This is a genomic window from Pseudoselenomonas ruminantium (assembly GCF_900104055.1).
Taxonomy (GTDB): Bacteria; Bacillota; Negativicutes; order Selenomonadales; family Selenomonadaceae; genus Selenomonas_A; species Selenomonas_A ruminantium_C.
Window position 1 is genome coordinate 12428 of record NZ_FNJQ01000023.1, and the last position, 23766, is coordinate 36193.

Sequence of the window (23766 nt, forward strand, 5' to 3'; positions counted from 1 at the left end):
ATGAAAAAATTCCTGCCTGCATAAAAAAAAGCCTTCCCAAGAAGGGAAAGCTTATATCAATGGAATCTTTAAATGAATCGTGGTTCCCTGCCCCAAGGCGCTGGTCATGGAGATCTCAATCCCATGCTGCTCGGCAATCCAGCTGGCAATAGACAGCCCCAAGCCGGTGCCGCTGACACCCTGAGCTTTGGTACGGGACGTATCCACGCGGTAGAAGCGTTCAAAGACTTTCTGCTGGTCCTCGGGGGCAATGCCGACGCCGTTATCAGCCAGGTCCACCTGCATGAATTTGCCCTGAGGCTCCTCCACATAGCGGGAAGTTACGCTGATCCGCCCGCCCTTCGGCGTGTATTTCGTGCTGTTGTCCAGGAAGATGCGGAACATCTGCCGCACGGTCACCAGATCGCCATACATCAGACCATCGTCATTCCGCAGCAGCTCTACCGTGTGGTCCTTGGTCACCAGTTGCATCTTCTTCATGGTATCGGCCAAAAGCTCACTGAGCTCGATATTTTCCTTGTGCAGTACCTGCCGTTTCTGGTCCGCTCTGGCCAGGAACAGGAGCTTTTCGATGAGCTGCTGCATGTTCTCTGCTTCGGAACGGATGGAGGAAATCCCCTCATCCAGCACCTCCGCATCCTCGCGCCCCCAACGGGACAGAAGATCGGAATATCCCAGGATGACCGTCACCGGTGTACGCAGCTCATGGGAGGCATCCGACACGAAGCGCTGCTGCTGCTTGAAGCCCGCTTCCAAGCGGCTCAGCATATGATTGAAGGTCTCTGCCAGCTCCGTCAGTTCATCCCGGGCGGGTGGCACAAGCAGGCGGCTGTCCATCTTCTCCACTTCGATCTTGCGGGCCGTGATGATCATATCCCGGATGGGCTGCAAGATCCGGCGGCTGACGAAGAAGCCGGCCAGGAGTGCCAGGAAGAAGCCCAGGATCGTCATCAGGAACAGGATCTTCTGCAGGGTTTCCAGGAAGTGCTTCTCCGCCGTGATGGTCTTGAAGAAATGCATCTGATAGATCTGACCGCGGTAGTCCACGTCCATGCGCGCATAATAGAAAGTGGCATTGCGGAACTGCAGCACCTGCATGTTCTTGTTGGCCCAGAACGGCGGATTCTTCACCCGATGTTCCTCCACTCGTTTCAATGGAGGAAAGCGGCTGTCATTCTCATAGACCACCTGTCCGGTCATATCCGTGATGCGCAGCACCACCCCCGGAAACACCACATCATCCCGGCCAAAATCCATATCGATGGAGCGCCCCTGCTCCAACACATTGAGCACATTATTCATGCTCATTTCCAGCTCCACCTCAGCCTGATGGTAGAAGGAAAAATATACGCCCAGTCCTGTAAGCGTGCTGGTCAGGATCAGCACCAGCAGCAACACGGCTGCGTAGAAGCAGGTAATCTTCGTAGAGATCTGGGCATAGCGCAGACGGTCAAGCATCAGTCTTGGATGGCGCAGCCAGGCCTTAATCCCGAATAGCATAACCTATGCCCCGTACCGTATGAATGTATTTCTCCTGAAACCGTTCATCGATTTTGGAGCGCAGATAGCGGATATACACATCCACCACATTGGTATCCCCGTTGTAATCATATCCCCAGACTGCCTGCAGGATCTGCTCGCGGCTCAGCACATTGCGTTTGTTGCGCAGCAGATATTCCAGCAAGGAGAATTCCTTCTTGGTCAGCTGCACGAACTCGCCCTTCACCCGCAGTTCGAAACGGCTCGGAATCATGATGAGGTCTTTGACCGTCAGCCGCTCATTCTCGTCCACATCATCGGGGCGTTCTTTGTAATGGCTGCGCAGGGCACGGCGGATGCGGGCCAGAAGTTCCTGCATGTCAAAGGGTTTCGTGATGTAATCATCCGCACCGAGGTCAAGCCCCGACACCATATCGGATACATCGTCCCGGGCCGTCAGCATGATGATGGGCACCTCCGAGATCTCCCGCACCTTGCGGCAGATTTCCATGCCATCCATCTCCGGCAGCATGACATCCAAAAGCACCAGATCGAAATCCCCCTGGATGATGCGGTCGAGCGCCCGGCGGCCGTTATCCTCTACGGCCGTCTCGTAGCCCTCGTGCTCCAGTTCAATCTGCAAAAAACGGGCAATCCGCCGTTCATCTTCCACGATAAAAATCTTTGGCTTAACCATCCACTTTCCCTCCTGCTTCGTTGCATATACATACATAATATAACGAAAGGCAAGGTTTGAAAAGCCTTGCCCGTGAATTATAATCAAAAATTAATGTTTGGCCTGAGCCTTGTTCAGGAACTTCTCCTTCTGCACGGCAAAGCGCTCGTGCGTGCCCACACCGATTTCTTCTGCATCATCAAAAGCCCGCACGGTGAAGGTCACCTTGCGTCCCTCCACAGCCGTGACCTCGGCTTCCGCCCGCACCTTCATGCCTACAGGTGTCGCGGCCTTATGGGCCACATGCAGGCTGATGCCTACAGTGGTCCAGCCTGCGGGCACGAGACTTTCGAGGGCTTCCGTGGCCGCTTTTTCCATCAGGCAGGTCATGGCCGGTGTCGCATAGACCGGCAAAGAACCGCTGCCCATTGCCTGAGCCGTCTTTGCCTGCGTGACCTCTTCGGTAACAACGTTCTTCAAACCAACTTCTACATCCGTAAGTTCCATAAACTATGCTCCCTTTCCATATATGGGCCTATTTCTTGCCAGCCCCTAAAAACATCTCCCGGAAGAGCTCGATCAGGTGCTCAGCCGAGGAAGACAATGTGCGGTTCTTGAGCCAGGCGATGACCGTATGCGTGCTCATCTCCGGCTCCACCAGCTTCTTGTAGATCAGATTGCCATCGGTCAAAAGCGTCTTGGAGGACACCGGCAGCAGTGCCATGCCCATGCCCATCTTCGCGAGCAGCAGGTCCTGCACGATACTGTCGCTGACGCAGACGATCTTCGGTTCAAAGCCCAGCTTGCGGCAGTTGGCGATGAACACCGACTGCCAGCGCAGCGGCACGATGATGGGCTGGTCCCTAAGTTCTGATAGTTCCACCTTCGTGCTGTCAGCCCCGATTTCCTGCTCTTTGTTCATGATAAGCACCAACGGTTCATTGGGCAGCACGATGGACTCATAGACCTTGGAATCCACCTGCGTGCGGGTGATGCCGATCTCAATCACCCTGTTGTCGAGCAGTTCCAGGATACGGGCGCCCTCCGCTTCCCAGATCTGATAGGTCACATTGGGGTAGCGGGAATGGAACTCCGAGATCAGCTCCGGCAGCAAAAGTGCTCCGGAGGTCGTGATCGTGCCCAGCCGGACGGAACCGGCAATACCGGAGCCAATCTCCGTGATTTCCCGCACCGTGCCATCCACCATGCCCAGGATATGCTCGACGCGGGTGTACATCACCCGGCCGGCATCCGTAAGCCGGATACGGCGGCTGCCACGCTCGAAGAGCTGCACACCCAGAGAGCTTTCGAGCCGCTTCATCTGCCGCGATAAGGCAGGCTGGGCAATATCCAGCCTCTGCGCCGCATGACTGATATTTCCTTCCTCAACAATGGCGTAAAACGCCCGCATATCCTTGATATCCATTTCCTGCCTCTTTCTCAATCTATATCCCAAACTTCATAGTTAGTATAACCATTTAGGTTTATTATACTTTTTTTGACAATATAGAGCAATGTTTTTTAAAAAAAGTTATAAAAACCCTGACAGCTGCAATTGGCAACAAAGATAAAAATCTGCCTTCGGCAGGTTTTTTGCTGTTTGCATGGAATATACACATAGAAGAAATGCCGCTATAAGAGGAGGCTTTCCTATGCATTCCATTCGTACCAGATTCACCCTGCTGACGGTACTATCCATCATCATTGCCTTGAGCATTGCGACGCTGATTGGCGTTTTCTCCATTCGGGAGCTGGGCAAGAGCGATACCGATCAGATGCTGCATCTGAAATGCACCACGGGGGCTATGCATCTGGAATCCTATTTTGACAGCGTGGAACATTCCACGGACACAGTCGCTACGCTTGTACAGGACAGCTTTGATGACATGCCTTACGATCAATTGGAAAATCAGGTCGAACATACCCGTCAGCTGTTCAATAAGGTTGCCGCCAATACCCATGGTGTGCTGACCTACTATTTCCGGATCGATCCAGAGTTCTCGCCGACGGTAAAAGGCTTTTGGTATGTAAAAACAGACGAAGACAATTTTCGCGAACATCCCGTAACCGACCTGACCCAATACAATACCAATATCCCTGTCGCCCCCAAATGGTTCACCATCCCCAAAATGCTCGGCAAGAGCATCTGGCTGCCTCCCTATGATACCGAAAATCTAGGCACCCGGGTGATTTCCTACAACGTGCCGATTTACTGGCAGAAGCAATTCGTGGGAGTAATCGGCATGGAAATCGACTATGAGACACTGGCTCAGGAAGCAGGCAAGATCAGGCTCTTCGATCACGGCTATGCCTTCATCCTCGATGCGGATTCCAATGTCGTCTACCATCCGCAGATGGATTCCGTCCTGCAATACGGCGAAAAAGTCGCGATGGGTGCCCCGGACCAGGTTGTCGGGGACCAGCATATCCACTATCATTTCAACGGTATCAACAAGGAAGCCGTCTGGCTCCCCCTGAGCAATGGCATGCAGCTTTACGTAACCGTTCCATTAGCGGAAATCAACAGCGGCTGGCAAACCCTGATCCGGCGCATCCTCTTCGCTGCGCTGATCATCCTGCTGCTTGTCAGCTTCATCATGCTGCGCTTTGCCGAGCGCATCACCAAACCGCTGCTCGACCTCACGGAATCAGCCAGGCAGGTAGCAGCCGGCAATTATGAAATTGCACTGGATTATAACGAAAACGATGAGGTTGGACTACTCACCCGGACCTTCAAACAGCTCATCAAGCAGACACAGGAACATATCAACCACCTCAACCGGCAGGTTTATATCGATGCGATGACCTCCGTCCACAACAAAGCCAGTTATGAGTCCTATATACAGAAATTACAGGAACAGATGGAAGATCCCGCAAAGACACTGGAATTTGCCGTAGGCGTCTTTGATTGCGACAATCTCAAATACATCAACGATGTATTTGGCCATGACAAAGGCGATGTGTATATCAAGACTGCCAGCCAGTTGATCTGCCGCACGTTCAAGCACAGTCCCGTGTTCCGCATCGGCGGAGATGAATTTGCCGTCCTCCTGCGAGGGGAAGATTTCCAGAACAGGGATGAGCTGTTCCGCCTCTTCCGGCAAAAGCGGGAGGAGCTCTGTGTTGCAGCCGCTTCCGACTGGGAACAGGCACATGTGACCATGGGGCTGGCCGTATACGATGCGCAGCTTGACTCCCATGTAATTGACGTTGCCCGCCGGGCAGACCAGTGCATGTATGAAAACAAACGCCTGCGCAAGGAAAAACAACGTCGAATGAAAGAGTCTACGAAAACAAAAGCAGACGGCTGACCAATGTCAGCCGTCTGCTTTTGCTATTCATTCAGTTTTGCTGCAGGATGGAATAATTCTCAGGATGCATGCCCGGTGCCGCTGTGACCTTGATATCCATGGCAAATTCAGCCGCCAGGTTCATAAGCAGCTGATTGTGCCGCAGTTCTTCGGCCACGGTCTCATGGACTTCAATCTCATAGCCATCTTCGGCATGGGATTTATGCTCCATGCGGCGGATATCGGCCGCAATGCGGATGCTGACCGTTTCCGGCGATTCCACCCGGCCCCGGCCATGACAGATAGGACATTCACTGTAGATGATGCTGTCGAGGTTCTGCCGGGATTTCTTGCGGGTGATTTCCACCAGGCCCAGGCTCGTGATATCCACGATATTGGTCTTGGTCGGATCGAGCTTGGCCAGCTCCCGCAGGTGCAAGAGCAAATTCTCCTTCTGCTCCTCTTTTTCCATATCGATGAAATCCACGATGATGATGCCGCCGATATCCCGCAGGCGCAGCTGCCGCATGATTTCCTCGGCGGCCTCCTGATTGGTGGCATAGACGGTTTCACCTAAGTTCGTGCTGCCCGTGTACTTGCCGGTATTCACATCGATTACCGTCAGGGCTTCGGTCTTATCGAGCACGAGAAAGCCTCCGGATGGCAGTTCCACCGTCCGGCTGCCGAGATTCGCCACTTCTTCGTCAAGTCCATAAGCCTTGAACAGCGGCTCCTTGTCCTCATAGAACTTGATCTTGGGCAAAAGTTCCGGAGACAGCAGCTTCACGAAATCATGCACACGCTGATAGACGGCCTGGTCATCAATCAGCATCTCCGCCACCTCAGCGGTCAGATTATCCCGTACGATGCGGATGATCAGATCCGCATCCCGGTAAAGGAGATTGGCTCCCTTGCTTTTCATCTTGAAACGGGACATAAGCGAATGCCAGAGCTTGGCCAGATATTCTACATCCTCCCGCAGGGCTTCTTCGCTGGCCCCGGCCGCCACAGTGCGGATGATCAGTCCCATGCCCTCAGGGCAGATGCGCGAAGCGATATCATGCAGCCGGGTGCGCTCCGCCTCCTCTTCGATGCGCCGCGACATCCCGATATAGGCCGCCGTGGGCAAAAGCACCACATGCCGCCCCGGAAGCGTGATATGCGTGGTCGCCCGCGGCCCCTTGGAACCGATCGCGTCCTTCACGATCTGCACGGGAATCTGCTGCCCAATATGGATCTTCTGCGGCTTGGAGAGTGCCTGCTTCATATCCGCCGGCATCCCATCGCCGATATACATGAACGCATTCTTCCCGGTCCCAATATCCACAAACGCCGCCTGCATCCCCGGCAGCACATTCTGCACCTGTCCCTTATAGATATTGCCGACCAGATGACTATGAGTCGCACGCTCTACTTCGATGGAGGACAGCTTGCCATCCTCCATCACAGCGACCTTTATCTCCTCGGGTACGACAGTTACAAGTATAGATTTCATCCATTCACCTCCCCTGTTTTTATATCATCGAAATAATTGTTACTTCTCCACCTCATCCGGCGACTCTAAAAAGAGCCGCCACCTTCCCCTTAAGGGGAAGGCTTTACCTCCTGCCTCAAACCGATAAAGCTATATCGTTGCCCAGCGCCCAAGGAAGGGCGCAGGCGGGCGTAAATCCCCGGATGGGATTTCAGCCCGCGTTTTCTTTTGGTACTTTTCTTTGCGCCAAAGAAAAGTACAGAACAGCGCATTAAACAAGTTCCACAAGCCTTTTACCATTAGAAAGCATCGCTGTGCGAACAATCTTCGCCTCTGTAGCTTTTACAGGCATCTCAAACTGCTCCACCAAAGCCGCAATAACCTCGCTAGGTTTCACACTCCCACTATCCGTAATCGCAATATCAATAGCCAAGATCAACTCATTCCCTTCGCAGGAAATCGCTACCGGCTGCTTCATATACTTCTTCAGCTCAATATCGCGTTTCTTCTTCGGCGTAACACGCTGATAATTCACTTCACCGGCTTCATTGTACTTCTTCACTGCCGCTTCGGCAAGGGCAAAATCCCCATAGAGCGGCATATAAGCTGCATATTTGGCTTCATCAGCCTGTGCCATCATAGCTTTCTGCTTGGTCTTGACTTCACGAAGCTCCTTGAGCTCCACGCCCGGCGGCAGCTGGGCCTTCAATTTATCGAATACTTCCGGCTGGCAGACGGGTTTCAGGAGTTCGAACTCCATATACTCGGCGACGCTTGTCACGCCGAGTGACAGGGCCGACGCAAAGGACACCTTCATATGATGGTTGAAGCCCTCGGAATATGCCATGGGCAAACCAGAACGCTTGAAGGCGCGGATGAAGATATTGGCATAGTCCAGATGGGACACATAGCGCAGGTCTTCGCCCTTGGTGATTTCCGCACGGTATTTATAGAGCGTACGCGGACGGCCGGAATCCTTGGGATCGCGGTGAACTTTCGCGGGCAGTTCCGGCGACTGATAGTTGCGCGCCGCCTCTTCCTTGGCATAGTCCATGACATGCACGCCCAAATTCGGGCAGATGCCGCAGGCCGAGCATTTGCCGCGGCGGCAGTCTTCGGTCAGTGCCTCCTGCATGGCCTTCTGCCATTCACGCAATAAGAAGTCCTTATTGACGCCCGGCGAAGTGATATCCCAAGGCAGGGCCTCATTGAAGTCACGGGTGCGCTGGCTGTAATACTTGCCATCGATGCCGCATTTTTCCATGGCCTCAATCCAGACTTCATGCTTGTAGAGGTCCGTCCAGCCATCGAACTTGGCACCATCCTGCCAGGCCTGATAGAGCACCTGGGAAAGTCTCCGGTCACCGCGGGCAAATACGCCTTCGATCACGGACAGACGGGCATCATGGTAGTTGAAGGTGATGGCCCGGTCGGTGATATGCTCCTTCAAAAGTTCCTGACGGCGCTGGAATTCTTCAATCGGCAGCTGGCCAAACCACTGGAACGGCGTATAGGGTTTCGGCACGAAACAGGATACGGACACCGTGACCTTGCAGCCCCGCTTGCCCTTGATCTCCGTATAGAGGTCCACGACCTTCTTGGCCAGTTTGGCAATGCCAATCACGTCTTCATCGGTTTCTGTCGGCAGGCCCATCATGAAATAGAGCTTGACCTGCTTCCACCCCTGCTTGAAGGCCGAAGCGCAGGCGTTCATCAGGTTTTCTTCGGTTACGCCCTTGTTGATCACGTCGCGCAGACGCTGCGTGCCCGCTTCGGGCGCAAAGGTCAAGCCGGACTTGCGCACCTGCTGCATCTTATGCGCCAGATCGATGGAGAAACTGTCGATACGCAGCGAAGGCAGGGAAAAGCTTACTTCCTCGTCCTTGAAGTCCAGCATCAGGTCATCCACGAGACGCCCCAGGCAGGAATAATCCGCCGAGGAAAGCGAGGTCAGGCTCATCTCGTTGTAGCCCGTGCTGTCCACGAGGCCGCGAGCCATCTGCTTGAGGTTCTCTTCGGTGCGCTCGCGGGCCGGACGGTAACAGATGCCGGCCTGACAGAAACGGCAACCACGAGAGCAGCCGCGGAAGAGTTCGAGCATGGCACGGTTATGCACGATATCCATCGAAGGCACCAGCGGGTGCTCCACGCTCATGGCTTCATCCATATTTTTGCAGACGCGCTTATAGATAACAGACTTAGCATTGGCGTGCAAAGGTTCAAGCTTTTCATAATGGCCATCTGCCGTGTATTTCGGCTCGTAGAAGGACGGCACATAGATGCCATCCATGGTCAGCAGGCGCTCCAAGAAGCCGCGTCTGCCGCCGGGACGGCCGGCCTTTTTCCACTGGATCAGGGCCTTGGACACCTCGACGATAACCTCTTCGCCTTCACCGACGATGAAGAAATCAAAGAAATCCGCAATCGGCTCCACATTGTAGACGCAAGGACCGCCGCCCACGATAAAGGGCATGTCCTCGCCACGCTCTTTGGCCCAGAGCGGAATCCCAGCCAGGTCCAGCATATTGAGCACGTTGGAATAGATCATCTCATACTGCAGGGAGAAGCCGAAAAAGTCGAACTGCGAGAGTTCATGCTTCGTTTCCAGGGAGAACAGCGGGATATTGCGGCTGCGCATCTCCGCTTCCATATCCGTCCAAGGCGCATAGACTCTTTCTGCGGCAATATCACTCTCGCGGTTCAGGATCTCATAGAGAATGGCCAGGCCTAAGTTGCTCATGCCCACTTCATAGACATCGGGCAGGGCCAAGGCAAAGGTGCAGTCCACCTTATCCCAATCCTTGACCACTGCATTCCATTCGCCGCCGGTATAACGGGACGGCTTCAATACCGACTGGAGCACCTCATGATTGAGTTGTACCATGTTATTTTATTCCTCCATACATCTTTCATTCAGTTTAAATATAGCCTTCCCCTTGAGGGGAAGGCTTTTCAGTTCTAGAATTCTAGTTTTTTCTTGCGTAATTGTATATTTAGCAGTATCGCTATCGCCATGATATTCGTAGTCAGCGAGCTGACGCCGTAACTCATCAGCGGCAGCGGGATGCCGGTTACCGGCATGATGCCTAAGGTCATGCCCACGTTGACCAGTACATGGAAGGCCAGCATGGACGTGATGCCCACAGCCAGCAGACGGCCGAAGATATCACTGGCATCCTTGGCAATCTGCACGCCACGCCAAAGTACCACGAGGTACAGCAGGAGCAGGAACACGACGCCGATAAAGCCCAGTTCCTCACCCACCACGGCGAAGATAAAGTCCGTGTGGTTTTCCGGCAGGAAGTTCAGCTGGCTCTGAGTGCCCTCAAAGAGCCCCTTGCCAAAGAGCATGCCGGAACCGATGGCTATCTTGGACTGGATGATATGATAGCCCGAACCCAGCGGGTCCACATTCGGGTCCATGAAAACCATGATGCGCATCTTCTGATAGTCCTTCAGGAAATGCCAGAGTATCGGCATCATGGCAATGCCAGCCGCAAAGAGTCCGCCTAGCAGGCGCAGGTTGATGCCGCAGACAAAGATCATGCCCAGGAAAATGGCCATGAATACCAGCGAAGTTCCCAAGTCCGGCTGCTTCAGCACCAACAGGAAGGGCACACCCACATAGGCGGCCACCGGCAGCAGGTCATGGAGCGTATTGAGCTTGCCCACGCGCTCCTCGAGCATGGTAGCCAGGGACACGATCATGATGATCTTGGAAAACTCCGACGGCTGGATGCTGATGGGGCCGATGGAAATCCAGCGCTGGGCCCCCAGGGCCGACTGCCCCACGAGCATGACGGCCAGCAGCATGATCAGATTGAAGATATAGAGCTTGTTGCCGTAGCCCTGCAGCATCTTGTAATCAAAGTTCATCAGAAAAGCTGCAAAAGCGATATTCACCGCCGCAAAGAGGCCCTGTCGGGCCACATACCAATAGCGCTCGTCACCGGGCGTATTGACATGGGTGGCACTGCCGATGATCACCAGACTCATGATGATGATGCCGGCCGTGGCCGCCAAAAGCGTAAGGTCCGTACGGCGTAAAATGGATTTAGTCATTTCTGTCGTTCAACTCTTCCCTCAGCCCTTGTCATGCTTCATGCTGCTGACGGGGATATTGGCTACGAGTGCCACAGAATCATCATCATTGGCCAGGGAGATTTCCATATCATGCTGGTTGATTTCCATATAATTAGAAATCACCTTGATAATGTCGTTCTTCAGATTATCCATAACTTCGGGGGAAATATTTGCACGGTCATGGATAAGCACCACTTTCAAGCGGTCATGGGCGATCTTGCCCGACTGCTCCTTCTTGCCAAATATTTTCATCAATGCCTCCAACATATAACCCCTCCTTATCTTCTGAACATATGCTTAAGACGCGTCCACCAGCCCTCTTTATGGAAGTCCATAAAGGGGACATCTTCACCGAGCATCCGGGCTACGATATTGCGGTAGGCCTGACCTGCCTGGCTGTCATCGGAAGCCACGCAAGGCTCACCGCGGTTGGCGGCCGTAACGACCTTGATGTCATCCGGTACCTGGCCGATGCAGTCCAGAGAAAGGATATCATTGATATCATCCATATCCAGCATCTCGCCACTTTCCACCATGGAGGGACGGATACGGTTAACGATGAGCTTGATGTTTTCCTTGTCCGCACGTCCGAGCTCGCCGATGATCTTGTCGGCATCACGTACAGCCGCGATTTCCGGCATGGTTACCACGAGCGCCGTGTCGGCAGCAGCGATGGCCGTCTTGAATCCCTGTTCGATGCCAGCGGGGCAGTCGATCAGGATGTAGTCAAACTCACGGCGCAGTTCATCGCAAAGCTTTACAAGCTGTTCCGGATTCACGGACATCTTATCCTTTACCTGCGAAGTCGGCAGCAGGAAAAGGTTCTCATATTTCTTATGACGGACCAAAGCCTTCTTGAAGGCCACGCGGCCTTCCGTCACATCAATCAGGTCGTACATGATACGGTTCTCGAGCCCCAGCATGAGGTCGAGGTTGCGCAGGCCCGTATCGGTATCCACCAATACTACCTTCTTGCCGCGCATAGCCAGTCCCATACCTAAGTTAGCCGTGGTCGTAGTCTTGCCAACACCGCCTTTGCCAGAGGTAATTACGTAGATTTCACTCATATTGTCTTATCCTGCCTTTCTATTGGTTCGATTACGATTTGACCATCCTTGATGGACGCGCGTTCCGCGCGATCAGTCTTTTCCATTTCGTCCGGGGAACGGGCAATCAGGTTCGATATCCTGATCTGGGTAGGCATTAAGTGGTCGGCGATGATGAAGGCCGTGCTGTCACCGTAGGCACCGGCATGAACCATGCCCCGGCAGGTGCCCCGGATATCGATGCTGCCCCCCGCGATGATCTGCGCGCCGGGATTGACGTTGCCGCAGACCAGCACCGAGGACTTCGTGCGAATCTCCTGCCCTCCGCGCAAGGTCTTGTTGACCACTACCATTTCCTGCGGTTTCAATTCCTCAGGCTGGCTGGCTGGTGGCACTGCCGGCTGGGGTGCCGGCGGAACCGTAGCCTTCGCTTCCGGCTGTTTTGCCTGTTCAGTCTCCGGCTTCTGGGTACGGCAGATCAGGCCATACTCATGGAACAGATGCTGAAGTTCATCTCTTTCACTGCCCATGAACACATCCCGCGGGATAAGCACCAAAGTGCCCCGCAAAAAGAAGGTTGTGCCGGATTCGAGTTTTTGCCTCAGATTTTCCCGCACCTCTTCAAAAGATGCCTCCGGGGCAAAGCTCAGCTGTAAGCCAAGGGAAGTTCCCTTGATTTTTACAATATCTTCACTCATAGCTGCCCTCGTTTCTATATAATATAGTCTTTCTTTACTGTTTCTTTTGCTCGCCAGCAGGCTGCTTGGCTGGATCCGGCTTGTTGAGGCCAAACCAGGCTTCCAGGATCTTGCGGCCAATCGGCACGGCAGACTGAGCACCGTAACCGCCCTGTTCCACGATGACCGCTACCACGATATTCGGTGCCCCGAAAGGACCATAGGCTACGAACCAGCCATGGTCACGGCCATGCGGGTTCTCCGCGGTACCGGTTTTACCAGCGATTTCAATCGGGAAGCCCTTGAAGATGGATGCAGCCGTACCGTATTTGGTAACATCGTGCAGGCCTGCCTGCACCAACTGGATATCCTCCATCGGCACATCCAGCTGGCCTATGAGTTCCGGCGTAAATTCCTTCACGGTCTTGCCGTCCGGCCCCACGATGCGGTTTACCAGATGCGGCTTATAGCGTTTGCCGTCAGCGGCAATCTCGCCCATGACCATGGCCGCCTGCAGTGGCGTCACCAGATTGAAGCCCTGACCGATGGCGGCGTCGAAGGTTTCCGACAGATACCATTCGCCGTCCTCGAAGTTCTTTTCCTTGTAACGGCGGTTGGCTACGAGGCCATCGGACTCATAGGGAAGGTCAATGCCGGTAATCTTGCCCAGGCCGAACATCCGGGCATATTTCTCGATGCGGTCAATGCCCAGGCGGTTACCCATTTCATAGAAATACACGTTATCGGAATGAGCCATAGCCTGCTGGAAGTTGATCAGGCCTAATGCCTCACCATCGGCATTGCCCTTTGGGATGATCCAATGATGACCGCTGTCCATGATGAGTTCGGAAGGACTCACTACCCCCTCGGTAAGGGCTGCCGTACCCGTGACGATCTTGAAGGTTGAACCCGGCGGATATTCGCCGGTAATGGCCTTGTTATCCATCGGATGGTAAGGATTGTTGTTGAGCTTGTTCCAATCCTTGGCCGAAATGCCATGGGCAAAGAGGTTCGGATCAAAGGCCGGGCGGCTGACCATCGCATAGATCTCCCCAGTCAGGGGATTCATGGCCACGGCCGCAGCCGCATTGGCATGAATCTGCTTGAGCTGGTCATCCACGGCCTTTTCCGCCGCTGTCTGGAGGTTCTTGTCGATGGTCAGATAGAGGTCGTCGCCAGGCGTCGGCGGCTTGTTGCCAATGATCTGCACGGGCTTGCCCGTTACATCGACTTCCACCTGCTGGCCGCCGTTCTCACCGCGCAGTTCTTTATCGTAGATCTTCTCGAGACCGAACTTGCCGATGATATCCCCGCTCTTGTAGCCCTCATCCTTTTTCTTCTCGAGCTCCATGTCGTTGATCTCACTGACATAGCCATAGGTATGCGCCGCTTCTTCCTTGTTCATGTAGTCGCGGATGGGCTGCACCTCGATGATCACACCGGGGTAGATATTCTTCTGTTCCTCGATGATGGTGACAATGTCCGGCGTCACATCGGCCTTGATGCGGATGGGATCGAAGCCCGTATGCGCCTCGATCTTCTTGTTGATTTCCTCCACCGGCACTTTGAGCAGCTCCGACAGACGCTCCACGACCACCGGATCGATTTTCGTCATCACCGGCATCAGCGATACGGCAAAGCCCGGACGGTTCTGCACCAACAGTTCACCATTGCGGTCAAAAAATGTTCCCCGGGGTGCCATGGTGGGGATGATGCGGATGCGATTCCCTTCCGCCAGGCGGGCATAATGCTCGCCATCATAGATCTGCAGGTAGCCCGCCCGCCCGATCAGGACGGCAATCACCAGCACCGACAGCCAGCCCAGGACATTTATTCTGCCGCCATATTCGTCATTTTCGACCAAAAATTATCTCTCCCATAAAATAAGACACCCTTGCAGGTGCCTTAATCAGTTTGTTTCTTTAGCGCTGAGTTTCTTATCCAATTGATAGGTCAGATAATGCACCGGATAGGCAAACGCCAGCTGATAGATCAGCATGGGCAGCAGTGTAACCTGCACATTGCTGATCGGATTAAAGCGATAACCTAATAATACCATAAGTAACGCTAAAATAAAATAGTTAAACGCCGTTACCCCTAAAGATGCGAACACCGGCAGGAAAAATTGCTCCTTGTAAACCCGGTTGGCAAAACGCCCGCAGATATTGCCGACAATCAAATGGGTGAACGCATGGATGCCCAAAAAGGTTCCCGTGGCCAGATCCATCAGCAAGCCGGTGAGAAAACCCATCAGCGTGCCCTTTTCCGTGCCCTTCAAGAAAGCATAGGACACCGTCAAGAGCAGCATGAAATCCGGACTGATGCCATGATAGGCAATCAAGGGGAAAAACGAAGTCTGCAGCACATAGAGGATCACCACGAAGACAGCCAGCTTGCCAAAGTTACTCATTTCGACGCCTCCACCTTAGCGGCTGCCTGCGCCTGCGGATCTGTCTCCGTGCCCGGCGTCTGCGGCGGCGGTTTGATCGGTTCCGGCGGTGCCTCGCGAGAGGCCGTGATTACCAGCACATCCTCAAGCTTCTGGAAATCTACTGCCGATTCCAATACGCCAATCTTGAGCAGGCCGCCGTCGTCATTCTTGAGGCTGCTCACGAGCCCCACGATGATTCCCTTGGGGAAGATGCCGCCGAAACCGGAGGTCACGATGACATCGCCCTCAACCACATCCGCATTCTTGGGAATATTCACCATCTGCGGCATGGTGGGATTGTCCATATCGCCCTGCACGATGCCCGTTACCCGGGATTCCGCCCGCTGGACAATGGTGCCCACCGACGAACGCGGATCTAAGATCAGCTGTACCTTGGATGAATTCGGGCCGGCTTCCACCACCCGGCCCACGAGGCCCTGCGGCGTCACTACCGGCATATCTTCCTTGACGCCGCTAGCCGTTCCCCGGTCGATGACGATCATCCGGGACCAGGTATCGGACTCACGGCCGATAACGCGGGCAGCCACCATATCGAACTGACGGGCGGTCTGCTGGTAGCCCACGATGGCCCGCAGGCGTTCATTTTCCGCCAGTGCCTCATTGGCCTGCAGGTTGATGCCACGCAGCTGCTCCACTTCGTTCCGGAGCATCTTGTTCTGCTCATACAACGTGGATATCTCCCATACCGCACTGGTCACATAGTGGATCTCATTGGCTACCCAGGACACAGCTTGCTGGAACGGTGACAAGGCCAAAGAAACCGCCTGGCTGCTCACCGGCGCCTGAAAGCGGCCCCGGGCAGCAAAGAATATGATGCAAAAGAGGCTGATGGTGACAAACACCATGGCCCAGCCTTTGCGTCCGTCTTCCTTATCTCTTCTTACACGATTACTCATTTTTTATATCAGCTTCTCAGCTTCTTGCTGGTCATGACCACACGCTTCAACAGCTCGATGTTCTCGAGGGAACGGCCCGTGCCTTCGCCTACGCAAGAGAGCGCATCTTCGGAAACCAGCACCGGCATGCCCGTCTCGTGAGACAGGAGCTTGTCGAGGTTCGTAAGCAGTGCACCGCCGCCGGTCATCATGATGCCATGGTCCATAACATCAGCTGCCAGCTCAGGCGGCGTCTTTTCGAGGGTACCCTTGACGGCATCGATGATCTTGTAGATGGGATCGTTGAGCGCTTCACGGATTTCCTTGGCCTGAATGGTCAAGGTCTTGGGCAGACCGGAAACGAGGTCGCGGCCGCGGATTTCCATGGTCTTGTCCGCTTCCGGCGTCACGATGGCCGTACCGATGGTCATCTTGATAGCCTCAGCCGTGCGTTCACCAATCATGAGGTTGTACATGCGCTTGATGTACTGCACGATAGCGCTGTCCATTTCGTCACCGCCGATGCGGATGGAGCAGCTTACCACGATACCGCCCAGGGAAATCACGGCGATTTCCGTCGTGCCGCCGCCGATATCGACAACCATGCTGCCCGTAGCTTCCTCAACGGGAAGGCCGGCACCGATAGCTGCTGCCATCGGCTCTTCGATCAGATAAGCTTCACGGGCACCAGCCTGCTGTGCAGCATCGATTACGGCACGCTTTTCCACTTCCGTGACACCGGAGGGAACGCCGACAACCACGCGGGGACGAACAAAGGACTTCGTATTCATGGCCTTGCGGATGAAATACTTGAGCATGGCCTGCGTCACGTCAAAGTCCGCGATAACACCGTCCTTCATGGGACGGATGGCGACGATGTTGCCCGGCGTACGGCCGATCATCTGCTTTGCTTCCTCACCAACCGCCAGGACATCACCCGTATCACTCTTGATTGCCACTACGGAAGGTTCACGCAGCACAATGCCTCTGCCTTTCACATGCACCAGCGTGTTAGCCGTGCCCAGGTCAATACCCATATCGTGCGAAAAACCGCCAAACAGACTCCACATTTTGTCAAAAAACTCCCTTCAGATAACCATATATCTACGCTGCAAGTTCTAGAGCGTATTGATTCAATGTAAAAAATAACTATCTTATTGTAACACAAGATAGTTATTTTGATAACAGGCAAACTATTTTTTTTTCAGATTTTTTTCTTTAATGTATGAGCCCCTTCTCCTTCAAGCTCGTAAAACGCTCATGCCCCAGCACCACATGGTCCAGCACCGGTATATCCATGATTTTCCCGGCCTTGACCATGCGCTCGGTGACAGCGATATCCTCCCGGCTCGGCGTGGGATCACCGCTGGGATGGTTGTGCAGCAGGATCATGGCGGCCGCGGCATAGTCGATGGCCGCGCGGAAGACCTCCCGGGGATGGACGATGGAAGCCGACAAGCTCCCCACCGACACCTCCGGCATGCCCAAGACATGATTCTTGGTATTCAGGAGCAGCACGGCAAAATGCTCCTTCTGCTCGAAGCGGTAACGGGGCATCGCATAATGGGCCACATCTGCGGGGCCATTGATGACCTCGATCCTGGCTGCCTGCTGCATGGACAGCCGCCGCCCCAGTTCAATGGCCGCCTGCAGTGTTGCGGCCTTCACCCGGCCGATGCCATCGATCTTTGCCAGCTCCGGCACGGAAATATGCACCATGCCTGAAAGCCCCTGCTCCTTGATATGCGCCAGGATCTCCTCCGCAATGCGCAGCACCGACTTCTTTTTCGTGCCGCTGCGTAAGAGGATTGCCAAAAGCTCTGCATTGCTCAGTGCCGCCGCGCCGTAAAGCAATAGTTTCTCCCTGGGGCGCTCCTCAGGGGGTAAATCCCTCACCATAATCGCCATACAAATTCACGCCTGCCTTTCGCGCCAACCGGACAGTCGCGTTCAGGGGCAGTCCTACCACGTTGGTGAAGGAACCATGGATGCCCACGATGAATTCAGCCGCTGCGCCCTGAATAGCATAAGCTCCGGCCTTGTCCATAGGCTCCCCGCTCTTCACATAGCGCTCGATTTCCGTATCGGCCAGCTGGGCAAATTCGACCTCCGTCTTCACCACATCGGTAAAGAGATGTTCGTTATTCACCCAGGCAATCCCTGTGAGCACCTCATGCGTCCTGCCCGAGAATTCCTTCAGCATCCGCACTGCATCCTCGCGGCTGTCCGGTTTTCCATAGGTATGCCCGTCCAAAGCCACCACCGTATCGGCGCCCAGCACCGCCTGATTGGGATGCAGACGGGCCACGGCCAGTGCCTTGGCCGCTGCATTCTTTTCCACGAGCTTTGCGGGGCTCACGCCATCGCCTGACAGTTCCTCCGCAGCGCTGATACGGATATCAAAACGGGCATTGATCTGCTGAAGGAGTTCCTTCCTCCGTGGCGAACCTGATGCTAAGATAAACATAAGAACAACTCCTTTCTCAGTAACGGCGGAACAAAAGCAAGGCAATGACAATGCCCAGGATGCTCATAAGATTCGGCGCAAAAGCCAGTCCGATCGTCAACTGGATCACATAAAGATTGATGGTGAATGCTGACGTGTCAAACACGGGAAACGTATTCACCAGATAGGGCATCACACCGCTCAAAGCCTCCACGCCTGTCAGCAGTTGCCCCAGGATTCCACCTAAAATCGCACCGATCACCACAAAGAGAATGGCCATGCCATAACCACGTCCACCAAATTTTGCCAAGAAAAACTCCTCCTTCAATGTACAGGCTTCGCTTTTTACCACCAAAGTCCTGCCAATAAAGACATTTAGTAAAAAAATATGGCTCACAAATCCCACCGGAATTCATGAGCCATATACCGGTCAAATCAGGTACCGGATATAAACATACACCGTTGACAGCACAATCGTCAAGAGCATGATTGGAAAACCAATCTTGAAATAATTGATGAAAGTGATCTTCACGCCGCGTTCTGCGGCCAGCCCTGCCACGATCAGATTAGCTGAAGCACCGACCAATGTACCGTTGCCGCCCAGGCAGGCCCCCAGTGCCAGGCTCCACCAGATGGGTTCCAGATTGCTGACGCCCATCGCACCCATATTCTGGATCAGTGGGATCATCGTGGCCACGAATGGGATATTGTCCAATACCGACGAGACGAGGGCACTGAGCCAAAGTACCAGCAGGGACGTTGCGGTCACATCACCGCCAGTGAGTTCCACAGCCTGACTGGCCAGACTGCCAATGATCCCCGTTTCAATCAGGCCGCCTACCGCGATGAAGAGGCCGATGAAGAAGAAGATCGTCGCCCATTCCACGGATTTCATGGCGCTTTCCACCAGATGATGGCTGCCGCCTGCCAGGAGCAGCAGCAGAAAGCCACCGGTCAGGGCAATCATGGAAGATTCGATATGCGTGAAAGAGTGCGTGAAGAAGCCTAAGATCACCAATGTCAGCACGAACAGGGACTTCTTCAGCAGGCGGCGGTCCTTCAGGGATTTATGCTCATCCATGGTCATGAGTTCAGCCTGCAGCTCCGGCTTGGTATGGAGTCCCTTCTTGTAGATGAACTCCACGAGGAAGATCACGATAATCAGGTTCAGGATGGCAATGGGCGCCAGATTCTCAATGAAGGCCACAAAGGTCAGTTCCTTGACCGCGCTGCCAATCATGATATTCGGCGGATCACCGATAAGCGTTGCCGTACCACCGACATTGGAGGCGATGATCTGCGTGAGCAGGAACGGATTCGCCTTCAGATGCAGTTTCTGGGTAATGCTGAACGTCACCGGCACCATCAAGAGTACCGTGGTCACATTATCCAGGAAGGCGGAGAATACCGCCGTGATGAGTGCCAGATAAACCAGGATGCGCTTCGGCTCCGCCTTGGCCACCTTGGCCGCTTTGATGGCTACGTAGTCAAAGAGCCCCGTATGGCTGGTAACGCCAACCAGCACCATCATACCTACCAGAAGCCCCAGTGTGTTGAAATCAACATGATGAAGCGCCTGCTCCTGGGACAGGATGCCCAAAAGGATCATGGATGTAGCACCCAGCATCGCTGCCACCGTGCGGTGTATCTTCTCCGATACGATCACCATGTACATGAATACGAAAATTATCGCGGCTAAAACTGCCATTGTGTTCCTCCCTTCAATACGCACTATTCCATTAGTGTTTAGTGCACAACCACATTATTCTTGCCCCGGATCTGCTTGGCCTCATAGAGCGCACCATCCGCCCGCTTGAAGAGGGTATCCGGTGTATCATCCGAAGCAGCCGTCACCACGCCAATACTGGTGGTGACAATGGAGCCATCAGGCAGAACAGCCTGCTCATTGATCAGGCGTCCCACCCGTTCTGCAATCACTCTTGCCCGCTCATTGCCAGACCCCGGCAGGACCACGAAGAATTCATCGCCGCCCCAGCGTCCGGGAACATCCGTGCCCCGACGGGTATTCGACTGCAGGATCTTGGCAATGCTCTTCAAGGTATCGTCCCCTATGGCATGGCCATAACTGTCATTGATGACCTTGAAATCATCCACGTCCATCATCAATACGGACAGAGGTTCATTGTATTCCTGCGCACGCTGCAGGAGCTCTCGCAGGCTGGCCTCCGTTTCCCCACGGTTGAACAGGCCGGTCAGGCGGTCAATCTGGGCCAGATGCTTGAGCTTCCGGTTCGACTCCTCCAATTCCTGAGAAGTCGTCTCAATGAAATGCACCAGTCTGGCCATCAGTGAGCGATGCTTGTTGAGCTTGGGGCGCGGCGGCACCAGATTGGACTGCCGTCCCATGCTCAGGCCTTCGCGCATGCCGATGGTAACCAAGGTCATATTCGAGACCATGATCTCCCCATTCTCATTGCGCATGAACTCACCATAGGCATAGAAGCCTGCCGAAGCAGCCAGATGCTTGCTGATGGCCAGTTCCTTTTCCGTATCACTGCCCAGGAGCATCCAACGGGCCACGCAGCTGACCACGAAGATGGCCTCAGGCTTGAAGCTGGCCATCTTTTCCTGCAGGGACATGGCATTGTCGATGATCTCGCCCGGATCGCCATAGGCCAGCCGCACCTGTTCGCCCACCCGGAAGTCCGCGCCGAACATCATGCTGCCATCATCGCGGCAGCGGCGGGGATGCCGGGCCAGCGTCGTGCCATGGCGTTCGAAATAAAAGGGAAAGGTCAAAGCCTCCACCAGAAAGCTTTCTGAATTCCGGATGCCCAGATATTTCTCGAAGACCTCCAATGGCGGACGGCCATCCAGTTCCTGCATGCAAAAATCGCCATCCATCCTGGTCACCGTCATCGTCCGCCCCAGGGGCTTCCAGCCAAAGCTGGACTTGGCCTGCACATGAAGATCCACGCCACTGAAGACCGCCACCACTGTACCATGGCGGATCTGATCCTTATGGGTGAAGACCAAGCCGTTCTTCCCTAAGCTGCCATCATCGGCCAGCCCACCGAAGAAGACGATCTTCCGGCGGGAAGCAGACAACTGCTTGAAGAATGGGTTGATGTCCAGATGAAAACCGGCAGAAATCACTTCCACCGCTGCCGCTTCCTTGTCTGCCTGCAGGACGGAGAGCAGTTCCCGGCCAGCAGTATTGCTTTTCTTCTCCCGGAAATCATAGGCAAAAACCCGCACCGCAGACTTCTCAAAGAGCGTGAAATTGACCACCACGCCCTGCTCCATCAGCTTGCCATTGACCAGTTCTCCGCTGGATACAGCACCGATGATCTGCGCTTCGGGAAATACCGCCTGCACACCCTGCTGGATGTCATGCAGCATCTGTACCTTGCTGGTATCCATGAACACCGACACCAGCACACTGGACAGGGCCGGCATCTGCCGGCTCTCCTCCCGCACCTGCTCCACACGGTCTTGCAGCTCTTTGATTGTATTTATCGCAAAGGGGAATTGTTTCATCGATCCTTATACCTTTTCTAAAACCTTCCTAATCCTGGCGGCAACAGCGCTCATTCCAGTTCCGCCTTGTTGTCGCGCAAAAATAATTTCAACAGCTCTTCCTGTGGTTCCTTATGCTCGTGGATGATCGCATAGACCGTCGCACAGATGGGCAGTTCCAGCTGATACTCCCGGGCAATGTCCATCAAGGCCTCCACCGTGTACACACCCTCAGCCAGCTTCGCAAAGCTCCGCCCCCGGATGAAATCCTCACCAAAGCAGCGGTTATGGCTAAAAGGAGAGAACAAGGTTGCCTCATAATCCCCCAGATGGGACAGGCCATACACCGTCATCTTATCGCCGCCCATCTTCTCGATCAGGCGCGAAAGCTCCCGCGTGCCCCGGGCCATCAAGGCCCCCTTCAAGCTGCTATAGTTCAGACCGTCGAGCATCCCCGCTGCCAGCCCCATGACATTCTTCGCCGCTGCGCCAATCTCTGTGCCCAGCAGGTCTTCGCCGTAGTAAAAACGAATCAGGGGGCTGGCAAAAGCTGCCACCAGTTCCTTGGTCAGCTGCATTTCCTTGGCGGCAATCACCATGCAGTTGGGAATTTCCCGCACAAAATCCTGCACATGGCCAGGGCCAACCCAGACGGCGGTCCTGACCTCTGTGCCCAATTCCTCTGCCATGATGGTCGTGAGGCGTTTGCCCGTGCCGATTTCCAGCCCCTTCATGCAGAGCACGAATCGCTTCTGCTGCAGATGGGGCAGTTCCTTCAGCTGCTGACAGAATTCCCGGAGCTTCTGAGCGCTGATGGAAATGATGACAATCTCGGCAAAGGCCACAGCTTTCGCCAGATCATCCGTAAGTTCCACCGTATCCGGCAATGTCAGGTACTCATTTTTCCGCGTGGCCTGCAAGTCGGCCAGATGGTGGGAGCCCTTCCGTCCCCAAAGCATCACCTGATGGCCGATGCGCTGGGCATACCAGGCATGAAAGGAGCCCCAGCGGCCGCAGCCTAATACTGCAATCTTCATCTCTCTGCCTCCCCGAAATTACCTGTCAGATCCTTCACCACTTCGCTGGCGATGATGAGTCCGGCCACCGAAGGCGTGAAGGATATGCTGCCCGGCGCGGTGCGTCCGGCACTGCCCTTCTTCTCGGCCTCGCCATCAGCCGGCAGGATTACCTGCCGCGGCTCTTCCGTAGAATAAACGACCTTCAACCGCTTGACGCCCTGTTCCTTGAGTTTCCTGCGCATGACGCGGGCCAGGGGATCCACGCTCGTCTTATAGATATCCGCGATCGCAAAGCGGGTGGGGTCCAGCTTGTTGCCAGCTCCCATGCTGGACATGATGGGGATCTGCCGCTTCTGGCATTCCACTGCCAGGCTGACCTTGCCCGCCACCGTATCAATGGCATCCACCACGTAATCATAACGGCCAATAAAAAATCTGTCGGCATGATCCGGCAGATAAAAATCATTGATTACAGTTACCTGCGCCGCAGGGTTGATGTCCAGGATACGCTCCCGCATGATCTCCGTCTTCATTCTTCCCACCGTGGAACTCAGGGAATGGAGCTGCCGGTTGATATTGGTCAGACTGACTTCATCATTGTCCACCAGGACCAAATGACCGACACCAGCCCGGGCCAGGGCTTCCACGGTAAAGGAGCCTACGCCCCCCACGCCGAACACTGCTACTGTCGCAGCCGCCAGACGGCTGAGTCCAGGCTTTCCCAGTAACAGTTCCGTGCGGGAAAATCTATGTATACTCAAATCTATCG

General features: G+C 54.5%; 22 protein-coding genes. 1 reads left to right on the forward strand and 21 read right to left on the reverse strand.

The features are described 5' to 3' along the window. Window positions 1-51 precede the first annotated feature (51 nt). The 4 genes from BLQ59_RS10220 to BLQ59_RS10235 all read right to left on the reverse strand — a co-directional run bounded on the left by BLQ59_RS10220 (window position 52) and on the right by BLQ59_RS10235 (window position 3581). Entirely contained in the window at window positions 52-1500 is a 1449-nt protein-coding gene (locus BLQ59_RS10220; protein ID WP_074572805.1) for a sensor histidine kinase, read from the reverse strand. Continuing rightward, window positions 1484-2176 (reverse strand): response regulator transcription factor, encoded by a 693-nt coding sequence (locus BLQ59_RS10225; RefSeq protein ID WP_143005336.1) that lies wholly within the window; start codon window positions 2174-2176, stop codon window positions 1484-1486. The genes BLQ59_RS10220 and BLQ59_RS10225 overlap by 17 nt, the downstream gene beginning before the upstream one ends. A gap of 90 nt (window positions 2177-2266) precedes the next feature. Then, on the reverse strand, window positions 2267-2662 hold the full coding sequence (locus BLQ59_RS10230) for a thioesterase family protein (RefSeq protein WP_074572807.1): 396 nt from the start codon (window positions 2660-2662) through the stop codon (window positions 2267-2269). Between the two features lie 28 nt (window positions 2663-2690). Then, window positions 2691-3581 (reverse strand): LysR family transcriptional regulator, encoded by an 891-nt coding sequence (locus BLQ59_RS10235; protein ID WP_074572808.1) that lies wholly within the window; start codon window positions 3579-3581, stop codon window positions 2691-2693. Window positions 3582-3807: 226 nt separating this feature from the next. Between BLQ59_RS10235 and BLQ59_RS10240 the strand changes: the two genes are divergently transcribed. Further along, window positions 3808-5466 carry a sensor domain-containing diguanylate cyclase gene (locus BLQ59_RS10240; protein ID WP_074572809.1) on the forward strand — a complete coding sequence of 553 codons (1659 nt, stop codon included), beginning with the start codon at window positions 3808-3810 and terminating at the stop codon, window positions 5464-5466. A gap of 31 nt (window positions 5467-5497) precedes the next feature. Here the strand turns inward: BLQ59_RS10240 and BLQ59_RS10245 are convergent, their stop codons facing one another. The 17 genes from BLQ59_RS10245 to BLQ59_RS10325 form a co-directional block, all read right to left on the reverse strand. Next, a complete protein-coding gene (locus BLQ59_RS10245) occupies window positions 5498-6940 on the reverse strand; it encodes an Rne/Rng family ribonuclease (protein WP_074572810.1) in 1443 nt (480 codons plus the stop codon). Window positions 6941-7190: 250 nt separating this feature from the next. Further along, entirely contained in the window at window positions 7191-9803 is a 2613-nt protein-coding gene (locus BLQ59_RS10250) for a TIGR03960 family B12-binding radical SAM protein (RefSeq protein ID WP_074572811.1), read from the reverse strand. A 74-nt stretch (window positions 9804-9877) separates the two neighbouring features. Then, the gene (gene rodA, locus BLQ59_RS10255; RefSeq protein WP_074572812.1) at window positions 9878-10981 is read right to left on the reverse strand and encodes a rod shape-determining protein RodA; all 1104 of its coding nucleotides are present in this window, start codon (window positions 10979-10981) and stop codon (window positions 9878-9880) included. 21 nt (window positions 10982-11002) lie between these two features. Next, on the reverse strand, window positions 11003-11269 hold the full coding sequence (gene minE, locus BLQ59_RS10260) for a cell division topological specificity factor MinE (protein WP_073088575.1): 267 nt from the start codon (window positions 11267-11269) through the stop codon (window positions 11003-11005). Between the two features lie 11 nt (window positions 11270-11280). Continuing rightward, window positions 11281-12069 (reverse strand): septum site-determining protein MinD, encoded by a 789-nt coding sequence (gene minD / locus BLQ59_RS10265; RefSeq protein ID WP_074572813.1) that lies wholly within the window; start codon window positions 12067-12069, stop codon window positions 11281-11283. Further along, the gene (minC, locus tag BLQ59_RS10270; protein WP_074572814.1) at window positions 12066-12746 is read right to left on the reverse strand and encodes a septum site-determining protein MinC; all 681 of its coding nucleotides are present in this window, start codon (window positions 12744-12746) and stop codon (window positions 12066-12068) included. The genes minD and minC overlap by 4 nt, the downstream gene beginning before the upstream one ends. A 34-nt stretch (window positions 12747-12780) precedes the next feature. Beyond that, window positions 12781-14589: a penicillin-binding protein 2 gene (mrdA, locus tag BLQ59_RS10275; RefSeq protein ID WP_074572815.1), complete on the reverse strand. Its 1809-nt coding sequence runs from the start codon at window positions 14587-14589 to the stop codon at window positions 12781-12783. Between the two features lie 45 nt (window positions 14590-14634). Continuing rightward, entirely contained in the window at window positions 14635-15135 is a 501-nt protein-coding gene (mreD, locus tag BLQ59_RS10280) for a rod shape-determining protein MreD (protein WP_074572816.1), read from the reverse strand. Further along, complete coding sequence (gene mreC, locus BLQ59_RS10285; RefSeq protein WP_074572817.1) at window positions 15132-16073, reverse strand: rod shape-determining protein MreC; 942 nt, start codon at window positions 16071-16073, stop codon at window positions 15132-15134. Before mreC ends, mreD begins: the two co-directional genes overlap by 4 nt. An 8-nt stretch (window positions 16074-16081) precedes the next feature. Further along, a complete protein-coding gene (locus BLQ59_RS10290) occupies window positions 16082-17122 on the reverse strand; it encodes a rod shape-determining protein (RefSeq protein ID WP_074572818.1) in 1041 nt (346 codons plus the stop codon). Window positions 17123-17270: 148 nt separating this feature from the next. Then, window positions 17271-17960 (reverse strand): RadC family protein, encoded by a 690-nt coding sequence (radC, locus tag BLQ59_RS10295; protein WP_074572819.1) that lies wholly within the window; start codon window positions 17958-17960, stop codon window positions 17271-17273. Then, a complete protein-coding gene (locus tag BLQ59_RS10300; protein ID WP_074572820.1) occupies window positions 17929-18519 on the reverse strand; it encodes a Maf family protein in 591 nt (196 codons plus the stop codon). Before BLQ59_RS10300 ends, radC begins: the two co-directional genes overlap by 32 nt. Window positions 18520-18535: 16 nt before the next feature. Beyond that, window positions 18536-18808, reverse strand: a complete 273-nt coding sequence (locus tag BLQ59_RS10305) for a DUF4321 domain-containing protein (protein WP_256324656.1) — start codon at window positions 18806-18808, stop codon at window positions 18536-18538. 120 nt (window positions 18809-18928) lie between these two features. Further along, the gene (locus BLQ59_RS10310; RefSeq protein ID WP_074572821.1) at window positions 18929-20206 is read right to left on the reverse strand and encodes an ArsB/NhaD family transporter; all 1278 of its coding nucleotides are present in this window, start codon (window positions 20204-20206) and stop codon (window positions 18929-18931) included. 38 nt (window positions 20207-20244) lie between these two features. Continuing rightward, a complete protein-coding gene (locus BLQ59_RS10315; protein ID WP_074572822.1) occupies window positions 20245-21999 on the reverse strand; it encodes a sensor domain-containing diguanylate cyclase in 1755 nt (584 codons plus the stop codon). A gap of 50 nt (window positions 22000-22049) precedes the next feature. After that, a complete protein-coding gene (locus BLQ59_RS10320; RefSeq protein ID WP_074572823.1) occupies window positions 22050-23015 on the reverse strand; it encodes an NAD(P)H-dependent glycerol-3-phosphate dehydrogenase in 966 nt (321 codons plus the stop codon). Then, entirely contained in the window at window positions 23012-23758 is a 747-nt protein-coding gene (locus BLQ59_RS10325; RefSeq protein ID WP_371118285.1) for a tRNA threonylcarbamoyladenosine dehydratase, read from the reverse strand. The genes BLQ59_RS10320 and BLQ59_RS10325 overlap by 4 nt, the downstream gene beginning before the upstream one ends. Window positions 23759-23766: the final 8 nt, after the last annotated feature.